The sequence below is a fragment of the Actinoplanes couchii genome, assembly GCF_016862075.1.
In the GTDB taxonomy this organism is placed as follows: Bacteria; Actinomycetota; Actinomycetes; order Mycobacteriales; family Micromonosporaceae; genus Actinoplanes; species Actinoplanes couchii.
In genome coordinates, this window is sequence record NZ_BOMG01000034.1 from 44,689 (window position 1) to 65,041 (window position 20,353).

The following is a 20,353-nucleotide window of genomic DNA, read 5'->3' on the forward strand; positions in this document are numbered from 1 at the left end:
CCGGCCCCGACTGAACGGGACCGGGCGGACGTCGTACGAAATAGTTGGTCAGGAAGCCCCGAGCCGGGAAAGGATGAGGTCGCGGACGGTCTTGGCATCCGCCTGCCCCCGCGTGGTCTTCATGACCGCGCCGACCAGCGCACCCGCGGCGGCGACCTTGCCGTCCCGGATCTTCGCCGCGATGTCCGGGTTCGCCGCGATCGCCTCGTCCACCGCCTTCTGCAGCGCGCCGGTGTCCGACACGACCTCCAGGCCACGGGCGGTCATCACCGCGGCGGGGTCACCCTCGCCGGCCACCACGCCCTCCAGCACCTGACGGGCCAGCTTGTCGTTCAGCTTGCCGTCGTCGACCAGCTTCTGCAGGGCCGCGACCTGGACCGGGGTCGCGCCGACCTCGACCAGCTCGACACCCAGCTCGTTGGACCGGCGGGCCAGCTCACCCAGCCACCACTTGCGGGCGCCCGCCGGGGACGCGCCGGCCGCGATGGTCTCCTCGATCAGCTCGATCGCGCCGGCGTTGGCCGCCGACTGCATGTCGATCTCGGAGATGCCCCAGTCCTCGCGCAGCCGGGCCCGCTTCACGCTCGGCTTCTCCGGCAGCTCCGACTTCAGCTTCGCCACCCAGGCGGTGTCCGGCGCGATCGGCACCAGGTCCGGCTCCGGGAAGTAGCGGTAGTCGGTCGCGGTCTCCTTGGACCGGCCCGGCCGGGTGTCGCCGGTGGTCTCCTGGAAGTGCCGGGTCTCCTGGAAGATCCGGGTGCCCACGTCGAGCAGCCCGGCCTGCCGGATGATCTCCGAGCGGACGGCGCGCTCGACCGACCGCAGCGAGTTCACGTTCTTCGTCTCGGTGCGGGTGCCCCACTCCTCACCCGGCTTGTTCAGCGAGGTGTTGACGTCGCAGCGCATCGAACCCTGCTCCATCCGGACGTCCGAGACGTCCAGCGAGCGGATGATGTCGCGCAGCTCGGCCACATAGGCCTTGGCGATCTCGGGGGCCTTGTCACCGAGACCGGGAACCGGCTTGGTGACGATCTCCACCAGCGGGATGCCGGCCCGGTTGTAGTCGACGAGCGACTCGGTGGCGCCGTGGATCCGGCCGGTGGCCCCGCCGACGTGCAGGGTCTTGCCGGTGTCCTCCTCGATGTGGACCCGCTCGATCTCGACCCGGTACTCCACACCGTCCACCGTCACGTCGACGTAACCGTCCACGCAGAGCGGCTCGTCGTACTGCGAGGTCTGGAAGTTCTTCGGCATGTCCGGGTAGAAGTAGTTCTTCCGGGCCATCCGGCACCACTGCGCGATGTCACAGTTCAGTGCCAGGCCGATCCGGATGGTCGCCTCGATGGCGGCCCCGTTCATCACCGGCAGCGCACCCGGCAGCGCCAGGCAGACCGGGCAGACCTGGGTGTTCGGCTCGGCACCGAAATCGGTCTTGCAGCCGCAGAACATCTTGGTATTCGTGCCCAGCTCGACGTGCGTCTCCAGGCCGATGACCGGCTCGTAACGGCTGGTGGCGTCTTCGTAGGACGGCAGCGCGATGGTCGTCATGTGCGTGCGGCTCCGGCTTGGGACGTCGATACGGACAAGGACCAAGCCTAGTCGTACCGCCTGCGCGGTTTGCATGTGCCTACGAAGATCTGAGGCATGCGCCGTACGATCGCCGTCGCCACGGTCCTTCTGGCCGCCGGTTGCACCACCCCCGCGCCCCCGGTCATTCCCCCGGCTGTCGACTACAGCGTCTGGTCCGCCGGGCGGTCCACGCCGGTCGCCGACCCGCTCTACCCGGAGAAGGGCAACCCCGGGCTCGACGTGCTGCACTACGGGCTCGAACTGGACTGGAAACCGGACACGAAAGTGCTGACCGGCGTCGCCACCCTGCGGATCCGGCCGGTCGTCGACGCGCCGTCGATCACGCTGGACTTCACCGGGCTGACCGTCGACCGGGTCCTCGTCGACGGCGCCGCCGGCACCGGTTCTGTCGCGGCTTCCAAGCTGGTCGTGCCCACGCCCGTCGTCGCCGGCCGGCCGGTCACACTCACCGTCGCCTACCACGGCACCCCCTCGGCAGTGGCGATGCCGTCCCACCGCGGGGACGCCGACGAGGGCATCGGGATGCGCGCCGGCAAGGACGGGACGCTCTGGACCATGCAGGAGCCGTGGGGCGCCCTCACCTGGTACCCGGTCAACGAGCACCCGTCCGACGAGGCGCTCTACGACATGGCCGTCACCGTGCCGGAGGGCTGGACCGCGGCCGCCGGCGGCACTCCCGGCGAGGTCTCCGGCGGCACCTGGCACTACCGCAGCACCGACCCGGTCGCGTCCTACGTCACCACGCTGTCGGTGGACCGGTACCGGAAACTCACCGCCACCGGGCCGCACGGGTTGCCGATCACCGACTTCGTCCGGGACGGGGCGGACGACCGGTACCTGCCGGTGCTGAAGCGGACCCCCGAGCTGATCGGCTGGCTGGAGGAACGACTCGGGCGGTACCCGTACCCCACCGCCGGGATCCTGATGAACGACTCGGTGTCGGCCATGGAGACGCAGCAGATGCTCAGCATGGGCCGGGGCGCGTTCCGGGACAACGACCTCGACTACTTCGAGGCGGTGCTGATCCACGAGTACGCGCACCAGTGGTTCGGCAACGCGGTCACCCCCACCACGTGGACCGACCTGTGGCTCAACGAGGGCTGGGCCACCTACGTGCAGAACCTCTACGAGCAGAAGCTGTACGGGTTCGACGACGCGTACCTGAAGAACTACCTGCGGCGGCGGGACGCCGAGCTGCGGGCCTCGGTCGGCCCGCCCGGCACCCCGAAAGCCGGCACCTTCGCCGAGAGCAACGTCTACCTCTGCCCGGCGGCCATGCTCCGCGAGATCCACGAGGACCTGGGCGACAAGAAGTTCTTCGCCCTGGCGACGGCGTGGGCGGCCGACAACCGCAACAGGTCCCAGGACCGGGCCGGTTTCACAACTTTCGTGAACACCGAGACCGGAAAGGACTACACCACCCTGATCAACGAATGGCTGGACTCACCGACGACCCCGAAGTGACCGGGGCCGCCGGTGAGCGGAGCTTTACAGAGCCGGCGGGGTGAAGGTTCCGACCGCGGACTCCAGGGCGGCGGCGACCCGGTACATGCGGTCGTCGGCCATGGTGGGGGCCATGATCTGGAAGCCGACCGGGAGGCCCTCGGAGAGACCGCACGGGACCGAGATGGCCGGGCCGCCGTAGAGGTTGGTCGGGATGGTGAACAGGTCGGCCAGGTACATCTGGTAAGGGTCCGACGTGCGCGAGCCGAACGGGAACGCGACGAACGGGGTGGTCGGGCTGACCAGCACGTCGACCTGCTCGAACGCGGCCTGGAAGTCGCGGGTGATCAGGGTGCGGACCTTCTGCGCCTGGCCGTAGTAGGCGTCGTAGTAACCCGACGACAGGGCGTAGGTGCCGAGGATGATCCGGCGCTTCACCTCGGGACCGAAACCGGCCTCGCGGGTCAGCGACATCACCTCTTCGAGGGAACGGTTGCCGTCGTCGCCGGTGCGCAGGCCATAACGCACGCCGTCGAAGCGGGCCAGGTTGGACGAGGCCTCGCTCGGGGCGATCAGGTAGTAGGCGGGCAGCGCGTACTGGAAATTCGGGCAGGAGATCTCGACGATCTCGGCGCCCAGCTTCACCAGCGCCTCCAGCGACTCCCGGAACGCGGCGGTGACGCCGGCCTCGGAACCGTCGCCGGCGAACTCCTTGACCAGGCCCAGCTTGACCCCGGTCAGGTCACCGGTGGCGCCCAGGCGGGCGGCGCCGACCACATCCGGCACCGCCTGCGGGATCGAGGTGGAGTCGCGCGGGTCGTGCCCGGCCATCACCGCGTGCAGCAGGGCGGTGTCCTCCACGGTCCGGCCACAGGGGCCGGGCGTGTCCAGCGAGGACGAGAAGGCGATCAGCCCGTACCGCGAGGTGCTGCCGTAGGTGGGCTTGGCGCCGACCGTGCCGGTGACCGCGCCGGGCTGGCGGATCGAGCCGCCGGTGTCGGTGCCGATGGCGAGCGGGGCCTCGTAGGCCGCGATCGCCGCCGACGAGCCACCGCCGGAACCGCCGGGGATCCGGCCCAGGTCCCACGGGTTCTTCGTCGGGCCGTACGCGCTGTACTCCGTGGAGGAGCCCATCGCGAACTCGTCCATGTTGGTCTTGCCGAGGATCGGCATGCCGGCCGTCTTCAGCCGCTCGACGATCGTCGCGTCGTACGGCGGCTTCCAGCCCTCGAGGATCTTCGAAGCGGCGGTGGTGGGCACACCCTTGGTGGCCACCACGTCCTTCACGGCGATCGGCACACCGGCCAGCGGGCCGGTGATCTCACCCCGGTCGACGGCGGCCGCGGCGTCGAGCGCGCCCTGCCGGTCGACGTGCAGGAACGCGTGGACACGCTCGTCCACGGCGTCGATCCGGTCCAGGTGGGCGGTCGCCACCTCAACGGCGGAGACCTCCTTGGACGAGATCATCTTGCTCAGGGCAGCGGCGGAGAGCCTGGTCAGGTCGGTCACGATCAGTCCTCCTCGTCCAGGATGCGCGGCACCCGGAAACGGCTTTCGTACGCGTCCGGAGCGCCGGAGAGCGCAGCTGCCTGCGTCAGGCTCTCGGTCGGGACGTCGTCGCGGTAGACGTTGGTCAGCGGCACCGAGTGCGAGGTAGGCGGAATGTCGTCCGCGGCCACCTCACCGACCCGGGCGACCGACTGCAGGATCACGTCGAGCTGACCCGCGAATCGGTCCAGCTCCTCGTCGGTCACGGCGAGCCGCGACAGGCGCGCCAGGTGCGCTACCTCTTCGCGGGAGATGGCGGCCATCCTGCCCCCTCATCACTTGACTGATTGACTGTGCCTGCAGAGTCTATTTCGCCGCGTTTCCCGGGTCGGACCGGGCGGTACCGTGCGAGCCAGTCGGCCAGATCGGCGGCGGGCATCGGCCGGGCGTGGAACCAGCCCTGCGCGGTGTGACAGCCCGCCGCGGCCAGCAGCCGCCACGTGACCTCGTCCTCCACGCCTTCGGCGACCGCGCGCAGGCCGAGGGACTCGGCGAGACCCACCACCGATCGTACGATCGCGGCGTCCCCCGCGTCGGTGGCCATGCCGAGCACGAACGACCTGTCGATCTTCACCTCGGTGAGCGGCAGCCGGCGCAGGTGCTGCAACGACGAATAGCCGGTTCCGAAGTCGTCGAGGGAGATCGCCACCCCCATCCGGTTCAGCCGCGTGGTGGTCTCCAGGACCCGGTGCGGGTCGGCCATCAGAGCGCTCTCGGTGATCTCCAACTGCAACATCTCCGCCGGTACGCCATAACGTTCCAGCAGCTCACCCACCGAGTCCGCGATCTCGCCCGCGTGCAGGTCGCGGGCACTGACGTTGACCGCCGCCCGCAACGGCCACCGCCCGTCCCGCCAGAGGGCCAGCTGGGCCACCACCTCCTCCAGCACCCGGGCGGTCAGCAGCCGCATCACCGGGGTCGGCTCGGCCGCCCGCAACAGCTCCTCCGGGCCGACCGTGCCACGTTTCGGGTGCCGCCAGCGCAGCAGCGCCTCCACCCCGACCACCTCGCCGGTCGCGATGGCGATCTGCGGCTGGTAGTAGAGCACTATCCCGTCGTCGGGCGGGTCGCGGCGCAGCGCGTCCCGCAGGTCGGCGACCAGGGTGAGCCGGTCCGGGGTGTTCTCGGCGGCGCCCGGGCCGTGCACGGCCACCTGGTCGCCGCGCTGTTTCGCCTCGTACATCGCCGCCTCGGCCTCGCGCAGCAGGGTGCTGCCGTCGCGGCGGCCGGACTGCAGGGCGATCCCGATCGAGGCGCTCAGCTCGACCGGCGTGCCGTCCATCGGGAACGGGCGGCTCAGCGCCTCGGTCAGGTGCTCGGCGATGCGCCGGGCCGACGCCGGGTCCTCGACCCGGGTGGCCAGCACCGCGAACTCGTCGCCGCCGAGCCGGACCACCATGTCGTGGGCCGGCACCACCGCGGTCAGCCGGTCGGCGACCCGGGTCAGCAGCCGGTCGCCGGCGCCGTGGCCGAGGGCGTCGTTGACCGCGCGGAACCGGTCCAGGTCCAGCAGCAGCAGGGCGCGCCGCCGGTCCGGGGCCCGCTCGGCCATCGCCGTCTGCAGGGTCCGCCGGTTCGGCAGGCCGGTGAGCGCGTCGAACCGGGCGGCCCGCTCGGACTCCCCGGCCCAGCGGACCATCCGGTGCACGGCGTGCAGCGCCAGCAGGGCCAGCGGCAGCAGGGCCGCGCTGACCCCGGCGGCCACCAGCACCACCGGGCCGAGCAGCAGCAGGGCCGAGGTGGCCAGCAGGTCGGCCCGGCCGCGGCGGTGCCGGGCCGCCGGACGGGTGTCCGTGGTCAGCCCCCGGACCAGGCCGGCGACCGCGTGCCGGGCGACGATCCAGGTCACCGCGGCGGCGCAGATCAGCGCGGCGTCGAACCAGTCGAAGCCGTCGCCCAGGTGCAGCGGGGTGAACCCGGCGACGGTCGCGGCGGCCAGCAGCGCCACGGTGTGCTGCAGGGCCAGATGCAGGGTCCGGCGCAGCGAGTGCCGCATCCGGGCGCCGGCCACCGCCACCGCGAGCAACTGGACCGCGATGGCCGGGGCGGGGCCCCAGGCCAGCGCGATCGCGAAGGTGAAGCTGATCGAGGGCAGGATCACCGCGCTGGCCCGGCGCCCGGGCACCAGACAGGGCCTGGTGTCCACCGCGACCGCGAGCAGCGCCATCGTCCAGAACGGGACCGGCAGCGGGTCGCTCAACCAGCACAGGACCACGGCGGTGACAGCGGCCGGCACCGCGGTGACGATGACCGTGCGCCGATGCCGTGAGTCGGCCGTGCCAGGGCGAGCGGCATCCATGCGACCTCCATGATGGCCTCGATCACCGATCGCATACACCATAGATCCATATGCGGTTTTTTGCCCTAAAGCACCTAAACGTTGCTGATGGCTCCCTGCGTCCTATACGTGCGATACGCCGCGTTTCACTCTTCCGTGGCGCTCACCGCGACCGCGCGGGCCGCCTCCGGGCCCTCGGCGAGCAGCACGGCGAACCCGGCCTCGTCGAGCACCGGCACCTTGAGCGCCATCGCCTTGTCGTACTTGCTGCCCGGGTTGTCACCGACCACCACGAACCCGGTCTTCTTCGACACCGAGCCGCTCACCTTGCCGCCCCGGGAGGTGATCTCCTCGGCCGCCCGGTCCCGGGTGAACCCGGCGAGGGTGCCGGTGACCACCACGGTCAGCCCGTCCAGGGTCCGCGGGCCGGTCTCGGTCCGCTCGTCGGCCATCCGCACCCCGGCCGCCCGCCACTTGCGGATGATCTCCTGGTGCCAGTCGACGGCGAACCACTCGCGCAGGCTCTCCGCGATGATCGCCCCGACCCCGTCCACCTCGGCCAGCGGGTCGACCACCTTGGCCTTGCGCTTCGGCTTGACCGCCTCCCCGGCCGGAGCGATCTCGGCCTCAGCGGTCGCGGCCTCCGCGATCTCGCTCTCCGCGGTCACGGCCTCCGCGATCTTGTCCTCCGCGGTTTCGGTCTCTGCGGGGATCTCGGCCTCGGTCTCCTCCGCGGTCCCGGTGGTGGCCCTCGTCCGCGCCACCACCTCCTCGACGGCCTCCATCGTCAGGTACTCCTGCGCGAGCGCCTCCGCCGCGGTCGGCCCGACGTGCCGGATCGAGAGCGCCCGCAGGATCCGGGCCAGCGGCCGCTGTTTCGCCTCGGTCAGGCTCTGCAGCATCTTCTCCGCGTTGGCGCCGAGCGTGCCGTCCTTCTTCACGAAGAACGGCGCCCGCAGCAGGTCGTCGGCGGTCAGCGAGAACAGGTCGCCCTCGTCGAACAGCACCCCGGAGTCGATCAGCGCCCGCGCCGACTTCTCCCCGAGCACACCGATGTCCAGAACGTTGCGCTGACCGATATAGGTCAGCCGCTCCCGCCGCTGCCCCACACACGACCGCGAATTGGGGCAACGGATGTCGATGTCACCCTCCTTCGCCGGGGCGATCGGGGTGCCACAGTCCGGGCACTCGGTCGGCATCACGAACGCCCGCGCATCGGCCGGCCGCAGATCCAGCACCGGGCCCAGGATCTCCGGAATCACGTCCCCGGCCTTGCGCAGCACCACGGTGTCGCCGATCAGGACACCCTTGCGGACCACCTCCTGCGCGTTGTGCAGGGTCGCGAACTCGACCTCCGACCCGGCCACCGTCACCGGCTCCAGCACCGCGTACGGCGTCACCCGGCCGGTGCGACCGGTGTTCACCGCGATGTCCAGCAGCTTGGTGGTGACCTCCTCCGGCGGGTACTTGAAGGCGATCGCCCAGCGCGGCGCCCGGCTCGTCGACCCCAGCCGGCCCTGGATGGCCACGTCGTCGACCTTCACCACCACGCCGTCGATGTCGTGCTCGACGTCGTGACGGTGCTTCCCGTAGTACTCGATGAAGGCGGTCACGCCGGCCAGGTCGTCGACCAGCCGCCAGCGCTCGCTGACCGGCAGGCCCCACGCTTTCAGCGCCGCGTAGGCCTCCGCCTGCGACGCCGGGCTGAACCCCTGACGGGCGCCGATCCCGTGCACCACCATGCCCAGGCCCCGGGACTCGGTGACCCGCGGATCCTTCTGCCGCAGGCTGCCGGAGGCCGCGTTGCGCGGATTCATGTATGTCGGTTTGCCCTGCTCCACCAGCATCGCGTTGAGCGCGGCGAACGCCTCGGCCGGGAAGTAGATCTCGCCCCGGATCTCCACCAGATCGGGCACGTCGTCACCGGCGAGCCGCTCCGGGATGTCACGGATGGTCCGCACGTTGGGCGTGACATCGTCGCCGGTGCGCCCGGTGCCCCGGGTCGCGGCCCGGACCAGGACACCCTTCTCGTAGGTCAGGTTGATCGCCAGACCGTCGATCTTCAGCTCGCAGAGGAACCGGATCGGGCCACCGGCGTCGCGCTGGGCCCGCTCGGTCCACTCGCCCAGCTCGTCGAGATTGAACACGTTGTCCAGCGACATCATGCGCTCGGCGTGATCGACCTTGGGGAAGTCGCCGGAGACGTTGCCACCGACCATCTGGGTGGGCGACTCGGACGTGCGCAGCTCGGGGAACTCGGTCTCCAGCGCCTCCAGCTCACGCAGCAGCGCGTCGAACTCGGCGTCCGAGATGATCGGGGCCTCTTGGTCGTAATAACGGACCTGGTGCTCGCGGATCTCGTCGGCGAGCTCGGCGTGCCGGGCCGCGACGCGCAGCGCGGGGTCCTCGCCCGCGGCGGTGTGGGGAGCGGTCGGGGAATTGTCGGGCACCGGAACCTCCGTGTCAGTGAATCCAACTGGCACGTTAGTCCCACCCCCCGACAATTCCGGGGAGCGGCCGGGTCAGACTTCGGAGATCCGCCGCCCGGCCTCCGTGCACGCCTTGAGCAGCGCGCGGACGTACGGGTACGGCGCACCGGCCAGCCCGCACGCCGGAGTGATCACCACCTGCTCGGGCAGTCGCGCCGCCGGGAACCCGAGCCGCTTCCACAGCGTCGACACCCGCTCGGCGATCTGCTTCGCCTCCGGCCGGGCGCCTGACGAAGGCCGGGTCGGGACGGCCCCGACGAAGATCCCCAGGCCGGCCTCGACCGCCTCGCCGAGCGGATCCAGGTCCGTGAGCAGCGACAGGTCGAAGGCGACAGCGGTGGCCCTGGAGTCCCGGATCACCTGCCACGGCAGATCCGGCGCGCAGCAGTGCACGATCACCGGAGCACCGACGGCCTCGACGACGGTCCGCAGGGCGGTGGCGGCATCCGGGCCGTCCACCTCCCGGTACGCGCCCAGCCCGCTCTCCGTCGGCACCCGCCCGGCCAGCACCGTCGGCAGCGACGGCTCGTCCAGCTGCAGCAGCACGGTCGCCCCCGGCACCCGTTTGCGCACGTTTTCCACATGCCGCCGAAGACCCTCGGCGAGCGAGTCGGTCAGGTCCCGGACCGCGCCGGGGTCGCGCAGCATCCGGCCGCCGATCGGCAGGTCCAGGCTCGCGGCCAGGGTCCACGGCCCGGCCGCCTGGATCTTGAGCGGCCCGGTGTAGCCGTCGGCCTGCTCGGTCAGCTGGTCCAGATCACGTTCCAGCAGGTCGGCGGTGACCCGCATGTCCTTGCCGGGGCGGGCCGCGATCTGCCACCGCCCGGTGTAGACCTGCACCGGCAGATCGACCAGGAACCCGGCGGTGCGGCCGATGACGTCCGCGCCCGGGCCGCGCTCCGGCAGCTCGGGCAGGTGCGGCAGGGCGGGCAGCTCACCGAGGACGATCCGCTGCGCCTCGGCGATGTCGACACCGGGCAGCGATCCGATCCCGGTCGCGGCCCCGGCCGCCCACGGGAAGTCAGGCACGCGACGCCACCGGCTCAGCCGCGACGAGGCCAGCAGCGCCATTCACAGCAGCGGCACCAGCAGAACCAGCGGAATCAGCACCGGATGCGGACTCGAGCGAATCCGACCGGCTCCCCTCGGTGATCGTCGCCGACCCGAGGACGATGTCCCCGGCCGGGTCCGGCCGGTACGCCACGATCGCCTGACCGGCCGCGACCCCGCGGGCCGGAGTCGTCAACCGGGCCACCACCGAGCCGTCGCCGACCGTCACGGCCGCCCCGACCACGTCACCGTGGGCCCGGAGCTGCACCTGAACATCCGACAGGTCCGAAAAATCGTGCCAGATCGGCCGGGATGCGCTGACCACGTCGACCTCGAGATCCTCCCGCGGCCCCACGGTCACCGTGTTGTTCACCGGAGTGATCGACAGAACGTAGCGCGGGCGCCCGTCAGCGGCCGGAACCCGCAGGTCGAGACCCTTGCGCTGGCCGATGGTGAACCCGTACGCCCCGTTGTGGGTTCCGAGTTTCTCCCCGGTCCGGCCGTCGACGATGTCACCGGGCGCCGGCCCCAGCCGGCTCTCCAGGAAACCACGGGTGTCACCGTCGGAGATGAAGCAGATGTCGTGCGAGTCGGGCTTGTCGGCCACCGCCAGCCCACGCTCGGCGGCCTCGGCCCGGACCTGCTCCTTGGTCGAGTCGCCGAGCGGGAAGATCGACCGGTCGAGCTGCTCGCGGGTCAGGACGGCCAGCACGTAGGACTGGTCCTTGGGCAGGTCGACACTGCGCCGGAGCAGCCCGTCGGCGCCCAGACGCGCGTGGTGCCCGGTGACCACCGCGTCGAAGCCGAGAGCGATCGCCCGGTCCAGCACCGCCGTGAACTTGATCTTCTCGTTGCAGCGCAGACAGGGGTTGGGGGTGCGACCGGCCGCATACTCGTTCACGAAGTCGTCCACGACACTGTCGTGGAACTCCTCCGCCATGTCCCACACGTAGAACGGGATGCCGATCACATCGGCGGCACGGCGCGCGTCCCGGGAGTCCTCCAGGGTGCAGCAGCCGCGCGCCCCGGTGCGAAAGGTCTGAGGGTTTCGGGCCAGCGCCAGGTGCACACCGGTGACGTCATGACCGGCATCACGGGCGCGCGCGGCGGCGACCGCGGAATCGACACCGCCCGACATGGCCGCAAGAACACGCATGTTCCCAGCCTATCTGGACGTCTTCCAGGCTCCCGCCCGGCGGGCCCGCTCCACCGCTCCCGGCAGCGCGGCCAGCAGCGCGTCGACGTCGGCAGCGGTGCTGTCGTGCCCCAGGCTGAACCGCAGCGACGACCGCGCCCGCGGATCGTCGGCGCCCATCGCCAGCAGCACGTGACTGGGCTGGGCCACCCCCGCCGAACAGGCCGAACCGGTCGAGCAGAAGATCCCCTGCGCGTCCAGGAGCAGCAGCAGCGCGTCCCCCTCGCAGCCCGGGAAGGAGAAATGCGCGTTGCCCGGCAGCCGGTCCACCGGGTCGCCGTTGAGGATCGCGTCCGGAACCGCCGCCCGCACCCGGGCCACCAGCTCGTCACGCAGCGCCGAGACCCGGGCCGCGTTCTCCGCCCGCCCGCGGACCGCCGCGTCGACGGCCGTGGCGAACGCCACCACACCGGGCGTGTCCAGGGTGCCGGACCGCACGTCGCGTTCCTGCCCGCCGCCGTGCAGCAGCGGGGTACAGGCGACGTCCCGCCCGAGCAGCAGCGCACCCACCCCGACCGGCCCGCCGACCTTGTGCCCGGTCAGCGTCAGAGCGGCCGCCCCGGAAGCCGCGAAGTCCACCGGAACCTGCCCGACGGCCTGCACCGCATCGGTGTGGAACGGAATCCCCGCCGCCGCCGCGATCCGCGCCAGCTCGGCAACCGGCTGAACCGTCCCGACCTCGTTGTTGGCCCACTGCACACTGACAACCGCGATCTCCGGACCGAACTCGCCGATCAACTCAGCGAACGCCCCCGGATCGACCCGCCCGGCCGCATCCACGGCCTGCAGTGTGACGCTCGCCCCTTCATGCCGCCCGAGCCACTCCACAGCATCCAGAACAGCATGGTGCTCCACAGCCGAAGCCACCACCCGAAGCGGCCCCCCACCCCGGCTGTCCGCCCCACGAGGCTCTCCAGCACGATCACCCGAGCCCGCACGGCCCACAGCATCACGCCGCTTCTCGTCGCGATCACCCGCGCCCGCGCGATCCACAGCATCACGCCGCGCCCAGTAGATCCCTTTGACTGCGAGATTGTCCGCTTCGGTACCGCCGCCGGTGAAGACGACCTCTGAGGGCCGAGCCCCGAGAACCTCGGCGATCCGCTCCCGAGACTCCTCCACCAGACGCCGGGCACCACGCCCAGCCGCGTGCAACGACGAGGGATTCCCAAGCTCACGCGCCGCCGCGACATAGGCGTCGAGCGCGGCGGGCAGCATCGGCGTGGTCGCCGCATGATCGAGATAGGCCATCGCCTCCAGCTTATGCCGTCCCTTTCAAACCCGGCCCACCGTCCCACCGCAAAAGATCAAACCCACAACCTTCCCCTTCTTGTACGCCCGTCACCTCAACAACCGCACCACCCCGCCCCGCCTCGTCCCGCCAGGCAGGCGCCCCTCCAGACCGCCCCGCGACCGCCGGGCGTATGCGGTGGCCAAGGCAAACCCCCGACACAAACGCCACACGGCCCGATCCGCACCCGTGGGGTGGGGCCGGTCTGCGCACGCGCCGCGCGGCTCGGTCCGGCGCACGCGCCGCGCGGCTCGGTCCGGCGCACGCGGCGCGGAACCCGGTCGGCGCACGCGGGCGTGGGGCCGGCAGCCACTCTCCGCGCAAATACGCAGACCACGGCAGGCGTGTGGGTTCGCGGCAGCCGCCACACGCGACCGTGAAGGTTCGCGGCAACTGCCACACAACCGCGCGGGCCTTTATCAACCGCCACCCCGACCACGCGGAACTGTGTCGACCACCACGCGCGATCGTCAGGGGTTGTGGCACGGAGTGCCGCTTGGCACCGCATACGCCCGGCGGTCGCGGGGCGGTCTGGAGGGGCGCCTGCCTTGCGGGACGGGGCGGGACCGGGTGGTGCGGTTGTGGGAGGTGTCTGGCGTACAAGAAAAAGAAGTGGCCCGGCGGAAGACCGCCGGGCCGCTACCTGATCGCTGTTCTGGTGTTGCTTGCGCCTGTTTCCGGTGCTACTTGCGCTTGCGGATCTCGTCGGCGGCCTGCGGGACCACCTTGAAGAGGTCGCCGACCACGCCGAAGTCGGCCAGTTCGAAGATGGGGGCCTCGGCGTCCTTGTTGACGGCGACGATGGTCTTCGAGGTCTGCATGCCGGCCCGGTGCTGGATCGCGCCGGAGATGCCGAGGGCCACGTAGAGCTGCGGGGACACCGTCTTGCCGGTCTGGCCGACCTGGAACTGGTGCGGGTAGTAGCCGCTGTCGACTGCCGCGCGGGAGGCGCCCACGGCACCGCCGAGCAGGTCGGCCAGCTCCTCGACCAGTTTGAAGTTGTCGGCGTTGCCCACGCCGCGGCCGCCGGAGACGACGATGCCGGCCTCGGTGAGCTCGGGGCGGGAGCCCTTCTGCTCGACGACCCGCTCGACCACCTTGGTCAGCTTGTCCTGGTCGGACACCGCGACGGTCAGCTCCTCGACCGCCGGCGTCGCCGCGGACGGCGACGGGGTGACCGAGTTGGGGCGGATGGTGACGATCGGCAGGCCCTTGGTGACCTTGGACTTGACGATCGCCGAGCCGGCGAAGACCGCCTGCGTGGCGGTGCCGTCGGCGTCCACCGCGACCGCGTCGGTGAGCAGGCCGTTGTCCAGCTTGATCGCCAGACGGCCGGCGATCTCCTTGCCCTCCTGGGTGGAGGCGAGCAGGATCGCCGCGGGCTGCACCCGCTTGGCCAGCTCGGCGACCACTGTCGCCTTGGGGGCGACCAGGTAGCCGTCGACGTCCGCACCGGACGCGGTGTAGATCTTCTCGGCGCCGAACTCGCCGAGCTTGGCGGTGTCGGCGTCGCCGAACACCACCGCGGAGACCGACCCGAGACCACGGGCGATCGTGAGCATCTCGAGGGTGACCTTCTTGACGCCGGCCTCGACGACGACCAGTACCTCAGCCATTTTCAATCCCCTCGGACTCAGACGAACTTCTCGGTGGCGAGGTACGAGACGAGCTGCTCGCCGCCGTTGCCCTCGTCGACGACCTTGGCGCCGCCGGACCGTGCCGGGCGCTTGGTGAACTCGATCACCTGGCTGGTGGCGCCGGCGAAACCGACGTCGCCGGCCTCGATGCCGAGGTCGCCGAGGGCGAGGCTCTGCACCGGCTTCTTCTTGGCGGCCATGATGCCCTTGAAGGACGGGTACCGCGGCTCGTTGATGGTGTCCCAGACGCTGACGATCGCCGGGGTGGCGGCCGTGACGACCTCGTAGCCCTCGTCGGTCTGCCGCTCGACGGTCAGCTGCGAGCCGTCGACGGTCAGCTTGCGGGCGCCGGTGAGGGCGGCCACACCGAGCAGCTCGGCCAGCATGTGCGGGACGACCTGGACGCGGCCGTCGGTGGACTCGGCGCCGCTGAGGATCAGATCCGCGTTCAGCGGGCGGAGCGCGGCGGCCAGCACCTTGGAGGTGGCGACCGCGCAGGAACCGTGCAGAGCGTCGTCCTGCACGTGGACGGCCTTGTCCGGGCCCATCGACAGGGCCTTGCGGATCGAGTCGGTGGCGCCGCCGGGACCGACGGTCAGGACGGTCACCTCGCCGCCGTGCGCCTCTTTGATCTTCAGCGCTTCCTCGATGGCGTACTCGTCCATCTCGTTGATGACGTTGCTCGCCGACGCGCGGTCGACCGAGTAGTCAGCGCTCAGGGTGCGCTCGGCACCGGAGTCGGGTACCTGCTTGACCAGTACGACGATGTTCATCGTGCTACTACGACCCTCCTGTATGAACGCACCGTTGCGGTCGACCGTGTCCTCGGCCGGAACGATGCCGGTCGGCGAACATGTCAGCCAGGTTACCCGCCAGTAGCTTCACTGTTGCCGGCCACCCAGAGTGACACACCTCACCCGCATGACGATCTCGATCGCTACAGTGGGCGAAGAGGAGGTGTCCCGACATGTCCGGTCAAAACGTCTCTTTCGTGGAGGGCATGCACCCATCCACGACCCATATTCCCTCACGCCCCACGGAATCGACCCCGCAGTCCCATGGTCGCGCCGGCCCGGACTCGCCGTGGTGCCACTGCGGACGCCCCCGGGAAGCGTGCGTGAGTGACGAAGTCCGCAGTCTCTGGCACGACCTTCTTGACCCGATAGGTCAATAATCGGCAACGTGGCCGGTGCGTTGAGGGAATGGTTCGACCCATCACAGGCCGGGACCACCCCGGACTACCGGTTCTCGCTGGCCAACGAGCGGACCTTCCTCGCCTGGATCCGCACCGGGCTGGCCCTGATCGCCGGCGGTCTGGCCTGCGCCCAGTTCCTGCCGCCGCTGCCTGTCGCGCACCTGCGGGAGATCATCGCGCTCCTGCTCCTGGTGCTCGGCGCGCTTGTCGCGTTGCGGGCGGTGGACCACTGGGTGCGCACCGAGCGGGCCATGCGGCTGGGCACCGATCTGCCGCGGTCCCGGTTCCCGGCGGTGCTCGCGGTCGCGGTGGCGGTGGGCGCGGTGGCCATCATGATCGCGGTCCTGATCCAGGTCTTCTGATGCCCGTTCCCGATTTCTCATGACCGGCCCCTGGAACCTCTCACGACCGGCGTCCGGAACCTCTCATGACCGGCCCCTGGAACCTCTCGTGACCGGCGTCCGGAACTTCTCGTGACCGGCGTCTGCGACTTCTCGTGACCGGACCCTGCGACGAGCATCACCGTGATCCCGGGGCCTGTGCTCAGCTCGGCCGGGATCCGGGCGCCTCGCCGGAGCGGACCCGGCTGGCCTGGCGCCGCACCGGGCTGTCCGCGGCCGCGGTGGGTCTGCTGCTCGCGCGACCGGCCTTCACACCCGGCGCCGGCGCGGCGGAGTTCCTGGTCGCGGCCGCCGCGATGGCCGGCTGGGCGACGATGGTGGCGCTCGCCCTGCACCGCGCACGGGGGCTGCGATCCCGGTTCCCGGCGACCTCACCTCGGTCTATTCGGGCCTATGCGCTGGTCATCACGGCTATGGCGGTCCTCGGCGGATGGGTTGTCATGCTCTGATCGTCGCCGTCCCGGCTGATGGGAGGCATCATTGCGGCATGGTCCGGTTGTTCATCTTCGCGGCCGCGGTAGCCCTGGTGCTGCTGATTCTGGCCCTCATCAGCAGTCTGTCGGCCGAGCGTGTCCGAAACATGCCCCGGTTCGCGTGGATTCTGCTGATCCTGCTGATCCCGATCGCCGGCCCGATCGCCTGGTTCCTCACGGGCCGGCCGGTCAGCCGCGCACACCGCCCGTCCCGGCGCCCGGCGTCGCCCGACGACGATCCGGAGTTCCTGCGCTCGATGGACTCCGCGCAGTCCCGCCGTGATCGCGAGCTGCTCGATCACTGGGAGCGCGAGATGCGCAGACCCGAGGAACACCAACCCGGCGAACCACGGCACGAGGAACCCCGCCCGGAGGAACCACGGCGTGACAAGCGCCGTTCCGAGGAGACCCGGGACGAACAGCAGGATCGCCCCTGACCCGGCCGGCCGGATCAGCCCGGCCTGCTCGACCCGGCCCGGCCTGCTCAACCCAGCCGAGCCTGGCAAGCTCAACCCGGCTCAACCCCGGCCCGGCATGGTCAGGCCAGGCCGATCAGCTCCAGGATGTCCTGGAAGACGTTGATCGCGTCCTGCTCGATCGGCTCCGCGTTGCCGTAGCCGTAGGCCAGCACCAGGGCCGCGATCGGCACCGTGATCATCACCACGATGCTGAGCAGGATCTGGATCGCCCGGCGCAACCGGCCCCGGCGTCTGGGACGGCGAACCCTGGCCGGCTCCGGCATGACCTGGTGGGACGAGGCCGGCTGTGACGGCGTGACCACCGCACGGGCCGGCGGTGAGACCGGGCGGGCCGAACCCACCGCGGGCGACACCGGACGGGCGTGCGCGACCACCGGCGAGGCGGGCCGCGTCTGGCGGGGCGGTGGCCCTGATTGCCGCACCGGTGCCGTGGAACCCCGGTTGTCGTACTCGGTGGGATTGTTGGCGATACCGGACGGGCTGGTGGCGACGGTCGCCTCCGGGTCGGGCCGCCAGTTGTCGACGGCGTCCGGCCACGGGTCAACCGGCGGGCGCAGATGCGACGGGGTGTCGTCGTCCGGCTTCGCCTTCTCCCGCTCCGGATACTCCAAGCTTTCCGGCCCTGGCGGAAGATTCTCCGGGTGCGACTGTCGTTTCGGCAGGTTCGGCGAGTTCGGCTGCCGTTTCGGGAGCGCGGCGGGCTCGGCTGCCCGGGCCGCGGCGACCTCGTCCGGCGCCTCTACCGGGCTCGATGCCCCCGCCGGGTTCGATGCGTCCACCGGGTTCAGCGCGCCGGAGATCCGCTCGGCCTCCGGCCCCTGCTCGGACGGGACGACCCGCACCGGCGTGGTGGCCGGCCGGCCCCCGATCACGGTGGGCCGATCCTCCAGCCCCGAAAAACCGTGGTCCGCACCCTCCGCCAGGCCCAGCTCGGCGCGGGAGGCGAGAACGGTGGCCCGGTCGTCGGAGTCGATCTGGGCGGCCGGCCGGTCGTCGATGGGCCGGGGCCCGATGACGGTGGGCCGCTCAGCGGTGACGACCGCCACCGGCGACACGTCAGCCGAGGCGCGGGCCGGCAGGTACTTGGACGGCAGCCGCATCTCCTCAGTGGGCCCGGGCGCCGCCGGCTCGGTGGTCAGCAGCGCAGCCCCGGCCAGGATGCTGCCCTCGGCCACCACCAGCTCGGGCTGTTCGATGACCACCGGCGGGTCGCCCAGCGCCCGGTGCAGCAGCGTCGCCACCAGCGGGATCCGGCTGGCGCCGCCGACCAGGAAGACCCCGGCCAGCCGCCCGTCCGGCAGATCGGCCCAGCGCAGGATGGTCTGGGTGACCTGGACGGTCTGCTCCAGCACCGGCCGGGCGACCGTCTCCAGTTCCTCCCGGGTGAGATGCGCCTCCACGTCGAGCAGCGGCACCACGAAGTCGGCGGACTGGGCGCGGGACAGTCGTTCCTTGGCGATCCGCACGTCGTCCCAGAGCTGCCGGCGGGCGCGGCGCTCCTCGACGGTGGCCGGGGTCATCAGGCGGGCCCAGTCGTCGGTGCGCAGGTGCTCGACGATGGCGGCGTCCACGTCGAGGCCGCCGAGGTCGTCCCGGCCGTCGACGGCGAGGACCTCGAAGCCGGACGACGTACGCGCGACCACGCTGGCGTCGAAGGTGCCGGCCCCGAAGTCGTGCACCACGACGACCGAGCCGATCGGCACGTCCCGCCCGAGGACCTCGGCGAAGTAGGTGGCGGCCGCGACCGGCTCGGCGACCAGGCGGGCGCCCTCCAGCCCGGCGCGGGCGGCGGCCTCGGCCAGCAGTGTGCGGCGGGTGGCGCCCCAGGCGGCCGGGCAGGTGAGGGTGACGTCCGGACGGTACGGCCCGACGGCGCGGTGCCACTCCTCGGCGACCCGGGCCAGCACCGCCGAGATCACCTCGACGATCTCGAACTCGCGCTCACCGAGCAGGATCAGGCCGTCGTCGACCCGGCGTTTCGGGTTGGGTTCGAAACGGGCCGGCTCGAGGCGGGCGCTGTGCACGGCGTCGCGCCCGACGAGCAGGGTGCCGTCGGAGTCGGCGAAGACGGCGGACGGCAGCAGCGGGGAACCGTCGACCAGGATCGGCCGGGCCCGGCCGTCCGGCCATCGCGCCACCGCGACGGTGTTGGAGGTGCCGAAGTCGACGCCGAGGGCGTACCGCTTCGGACCACCCTGGTCGATGGACATGACCGCAGTCTAGGCAATGACCGCCCGCAACCGGTCCATCCCGTCAGGCATATTCGCGACGGCGATTCTCCATCCGCAGGTGAACCGATCCGTGGGTCCCGTCACTGTCGATCATCCGACGGAGATGATCTCCAACCGGATCGGCGGCTCCCCGTGATGCCCGTTTGGCCGTCGGCCCCCGACGGGTACCCGATACATTGGGCCCCCTGGGGAGGAAGAAATGACCACGTACTACCGGGATCCGGAAGTGCTGATCACATCGTCCGGAGTCAGGATGAACGGCCGGGAGTTCCGGCTGCCCGAGTTGATCCAGGTCTGGCACACCAAGGGCACCCGGTCCTGGGGTGTCATCGCCTGGCGGGGTGCTCTCGGCCTGACCATTCTGTTACCGCTTCTGGTCGGCGCGCTGGCCGTGCTGACGGCACTGGTGCTGGACCTCTCGCTCGGGACCGCGGCGGCCGTGGTGGTCGGCGGCATCCTGATCGGGGTGGCCGTCGTGCCGGTGGCCGACCTGCTGCTGGAGCGGATGGATCTGTCCTACGACCACGGCAGCCGCACCCTGGAGATCTGGGGGCGGGTGCGCAGTGGCGACGTGCTGCTGATGCGTACCAACAACGCGCAGCGGTTCGGCCGTGTCTATCGCGCTCTGGAGCGTGCTCTGGAGCCGGCGGTGCGCCGGTGAGGCGGGACGCGGCGGGGCTCGCCGCGCTGCTCGGCGGCATGGGGGTGCTGCACTTCGCGGCACCCCGTCCGTTCGACGGCATCGTTCCGCGGTCGCTGCCCGGGTCGCCGCGCACCTGGACCTATCTGAGCGGCGCGGCCGAGCTGGCGGTGGCCGCGGCGGTCGCCCATCCGCGCACCCGGCGGGCCGGTGGGCTGGCCGCGGCGGCGCTGTTCGTGGCGGTCTTCCCGGCGAACGTCAAGATGGCGATGGACTCCCGGCACGCGTCGCCGGTGCGGCGCGCGGTCGCCTTCGGACGGTTGCCGCTGCAGGCGCCGCTGATCGTGTGGGCGTTGCGGGCCACTCGCTGAGAGTCGCCGAAAACGCCACCTCAGGGCCAGTTCAAGCCACAG

At 71.2% G+C, this 20,353-nt stretch carries 17 protein-coding genes; 6 read left to right on the forward strand and 11 right to left on the reverse strand.

Going from position 1 to position 20,353, the window contains the following annotated elements; all coding sequences use genetic code 11:
• Positions 1 to 48: 48 nt before the first annotated feature.
• A complete protein-coding gene (gene gatB / locus Aco03nite_RS11100; RefSeq protein WP_203794935.1) occupies positions 49 to 1,548 on the reverse strand; it encodes an Asp-tRNA(Asn)/Glu-tRNA(Gln) amidotransferase subunit GatB in 1,500 nt (499 codons plus the stop codon).
• Positions 1,549 to 1,644: 96 nt separating this feature from the next.
• Here gatB and Aco03nite_RS11105 point away from each other — a divergent pair, with 96 nt between their 5' ends.
• A complete protein-coding gene (locus Aco03nite_RS11105) occupies positions 1,645 to 3,054 on the forward strand; it encodes a M1 family metallopeptidase (RefSeq protein ID WP_203794937.1) in 1,410 nt (469 codons plus the stop codon).
• A gap of 24 nt (positions 3,055 to 3,078) precedes the next feature.
• Here Aco03nite_RS11105 and gatA read toward each other — a convergent pair whose 3' ends face one another.
• The 9 genes from gatA to Aco03nite_RS11150 all read right to left on the reverse strand — a co-directional run bounded on the left by gatA (position 3,079) and on the right by Aco03nite_RS11150 (position 15,294).
• Positions 3,079 to 4,542, reverse strand: a complete 1,464-nt coding sequence (gatA, locus tag Aco03nite_RS11110) for an Asp-tRNA(Asn)/Glu-tRNA(Gln) amidotransferase subunit GatA (protein WP_203794939.1) — start codon at positions 4,540 to 4,542, stop codon at positions 3,079 to 3,081.
• Between the two features lie 2 nt (positions 4,543 to 4,544).
• Positions 4,545 to 4,844, reverse strand: a complete 300-nt coding sequence (gene gatC / locus Aco03nite_RS11115; RefSeq protein WP_203794941.1) for an Asp-tRNA(Asn)/Glu-tRNA(Gln) amidotransferase subunit GatC — start codon at positions 4,842 to 4,844, stop codon at positions 4,545 to 4,547.
• Positions 4,817 to 6,880, reverse strand: coding sequence for a putative bifunctional diguanylate cyclase/phosphodiesterase (locus tag Aco03nite_RS11120; protein ID WP_203794943.1), 2,064 nt, complete (start codon positions 6,878 to 6,880; stop codon positions 4,817 to 4,819). Before Aco03nite_RS11120 ends, gatC begins: the two co-directional genes overlap by 28 nt.
• Positions 6,881 to 7,005: 125 nt before the next feature.
• On the reverse strand, positions 7,006 to 9,309 hold the full coding sequence (ligA, locus tag Aco03nite_RS11125; protein ID WP_373872592.1) for an NAD-dependent DNA ligase LigA: 2,304 nt from the start codon (positions 9,307 to 9,309) through the stop codon (positions 7,006 to 7,008).
• A 72-nt stretch (positions 9,310 to 9,381) separates the two neighbouring features.
• Positions 9,382 to 10,377: a methionine synthase gene (locus Aco03nite_RS11130; RefSeq protein WP_239145064.1), complete on the reverse strand. Its 996-nt coding sequence runs from the start codon at positions 10,375 to 10,377 to the stop codon at positions 9,382 to 9,384.
• Positions 10,370 to 11,554 carry a tRNA 2-thiouridine(34) synthase MnmA gene (gene mnmA, locus Aco03nite_RS11135; RefSeq protein WP_239145065.1) on the reverse strand — a complete coding sequence of 395 codons (1,185 nt, stop codon included), beginning with the start codon at positions 11,552 to 11,554 and terminating at the stop codon, positions 10,370 to 10,372. Before mnmA ends, Aco03nite_RS11130 begins: the two co-directional genes overlap by 8 nt.
• Before the next feature lie 9 nt (positions 11,555 to 11,563).
• A complete protein-coding gene (locus Aco03nite_RS11140) occupies positions 11,564 to 12,844 on the reverse strand; it encodes a cysteine desulfurase family protein (RefSeq protein WP_203794947.1) in 1,281 nt (426 codons plus the stop codon).
• A 723-nt stretch (positions 12,845 to 13,567) separates the two neighbouring features.
• Entirely contained in the window at positions 13,568 to 14,500 is a 933-nt protein-coding gene (locus Aco03nite_RS11145) for an electron transfer flavoprotein subunit alpha/FixB family protein (RefSeq protein WP_203794949.1), read from the reverse strand.
• 17 nt (positions 14,501 to 14,517) lie between these two features.
• Positions 14,518 to 15,294 (reverse strand): electron transfer flavoprotein subunit beta/FixA family protein, encoded by a 777-nt coding sequence (locus Aco03nite_RS11150; RefSeq protein ID WP_203794951.1) that lies wholly within the window; start codon positions 15,292 to 15,294, stop codon positions 14,518 to 14,520.
• Between the two features lie 409 nt (positions 15,295 to 15,703).
• On the opposite strand from Aco03nite_RS11150, the gene Aco03nite_RS11155 reads away from it, so the two are divergent.
• From Aco03nite_RS11155 to Aco03nite_RS11165, 3 genes are all read left to right on the forward strand, one after another.
• Positions 15,704 to 16,078, forward strand: coding sequence for a YidH family protein (locus tag Aco03nite_RS11155; protein WP_203794953.1), 375 nt, complete (start codon positions 15,704 to 15,706; stop codon positions 16,076 to 16,078).
• Positions 16,079 to 16,212: 134 nt separating this feature from the next.
• Entirely contained in the window at positions 16,213 to 16,566 is a 354-nt protein-coding gene (locus tag Aco03nite_RS11160) for a DUF202 domain-containing protein (RefSeq protein WP_203794955.1), read from the forward strand.
• A gap of 38 nt (positions 16,567 to 16,604) precedes the next feature.
• Positions 16,605 to 17,027 (forward strand): PLDc N-terminal domain-containing protein, encoded by a 423-nt coding sequence (locus Aco03nite_RS11165; protein WP_203794957.1) that lies wholly within the window; start codon positions 16,605 to 16,607, stop codon positions 17,025 to 17,027.
• Between the two features lie 101 nt (positions 17,028 to 17,128).
• On the opposite strand, the gene Aco03nite_RS52810 is transcribed toward Aco03nite_RS11165, so the two are convergent.
• Positions 17,129 to 19,279 carry an Hsp70 family protein gene (locus Aco03nite_RS52810; protein ID WP_239145066.1) on the reverse strand — a complete coding sequence of 717 codons (2,151 nt, stop codon included), beginning with the start codon at positions 19,277 to 19,279 and terminating at the stop codon, positions 17,129 to 17,131.
• A gap of 220 nt (positions 19,280 to 19,499) precedes the next feature.
• On the opposite strand from Aco03nite_RS52810, the gene Aco03nite_RS11175 reads away from it, so the two are divergent.
• Together Aco03nite_RS11175 and Aco03nite_RS11180 are read left to right on the forward strand one after the other, a co-directional pair.
• Entirely contained in the window at positions 19,500 to 19,961 is a 462-nt protein-coding gene (locus Aco03nite_RS11175; RefSeq protein WP_203794959.1) for a DUF6232 family protein, read from the forward strand.
• A complete protein-coding gene (locus Aco03nite_RS11180; RefSeq protein ID WP_203794961.1) occupies positions 19,958 to 20,311 on the forward strand; it encodes a DoxX family protein in 354 nt (117 codons plus the stop codon). The genes Aco03nite_RS11175 and Aco03nite_RS11180 overlap by 4 nt, the downstream gene beginning before the upstream one ends.
• Positions 20,312 to 20,353 lie beyond the last annotated feature (42 nt).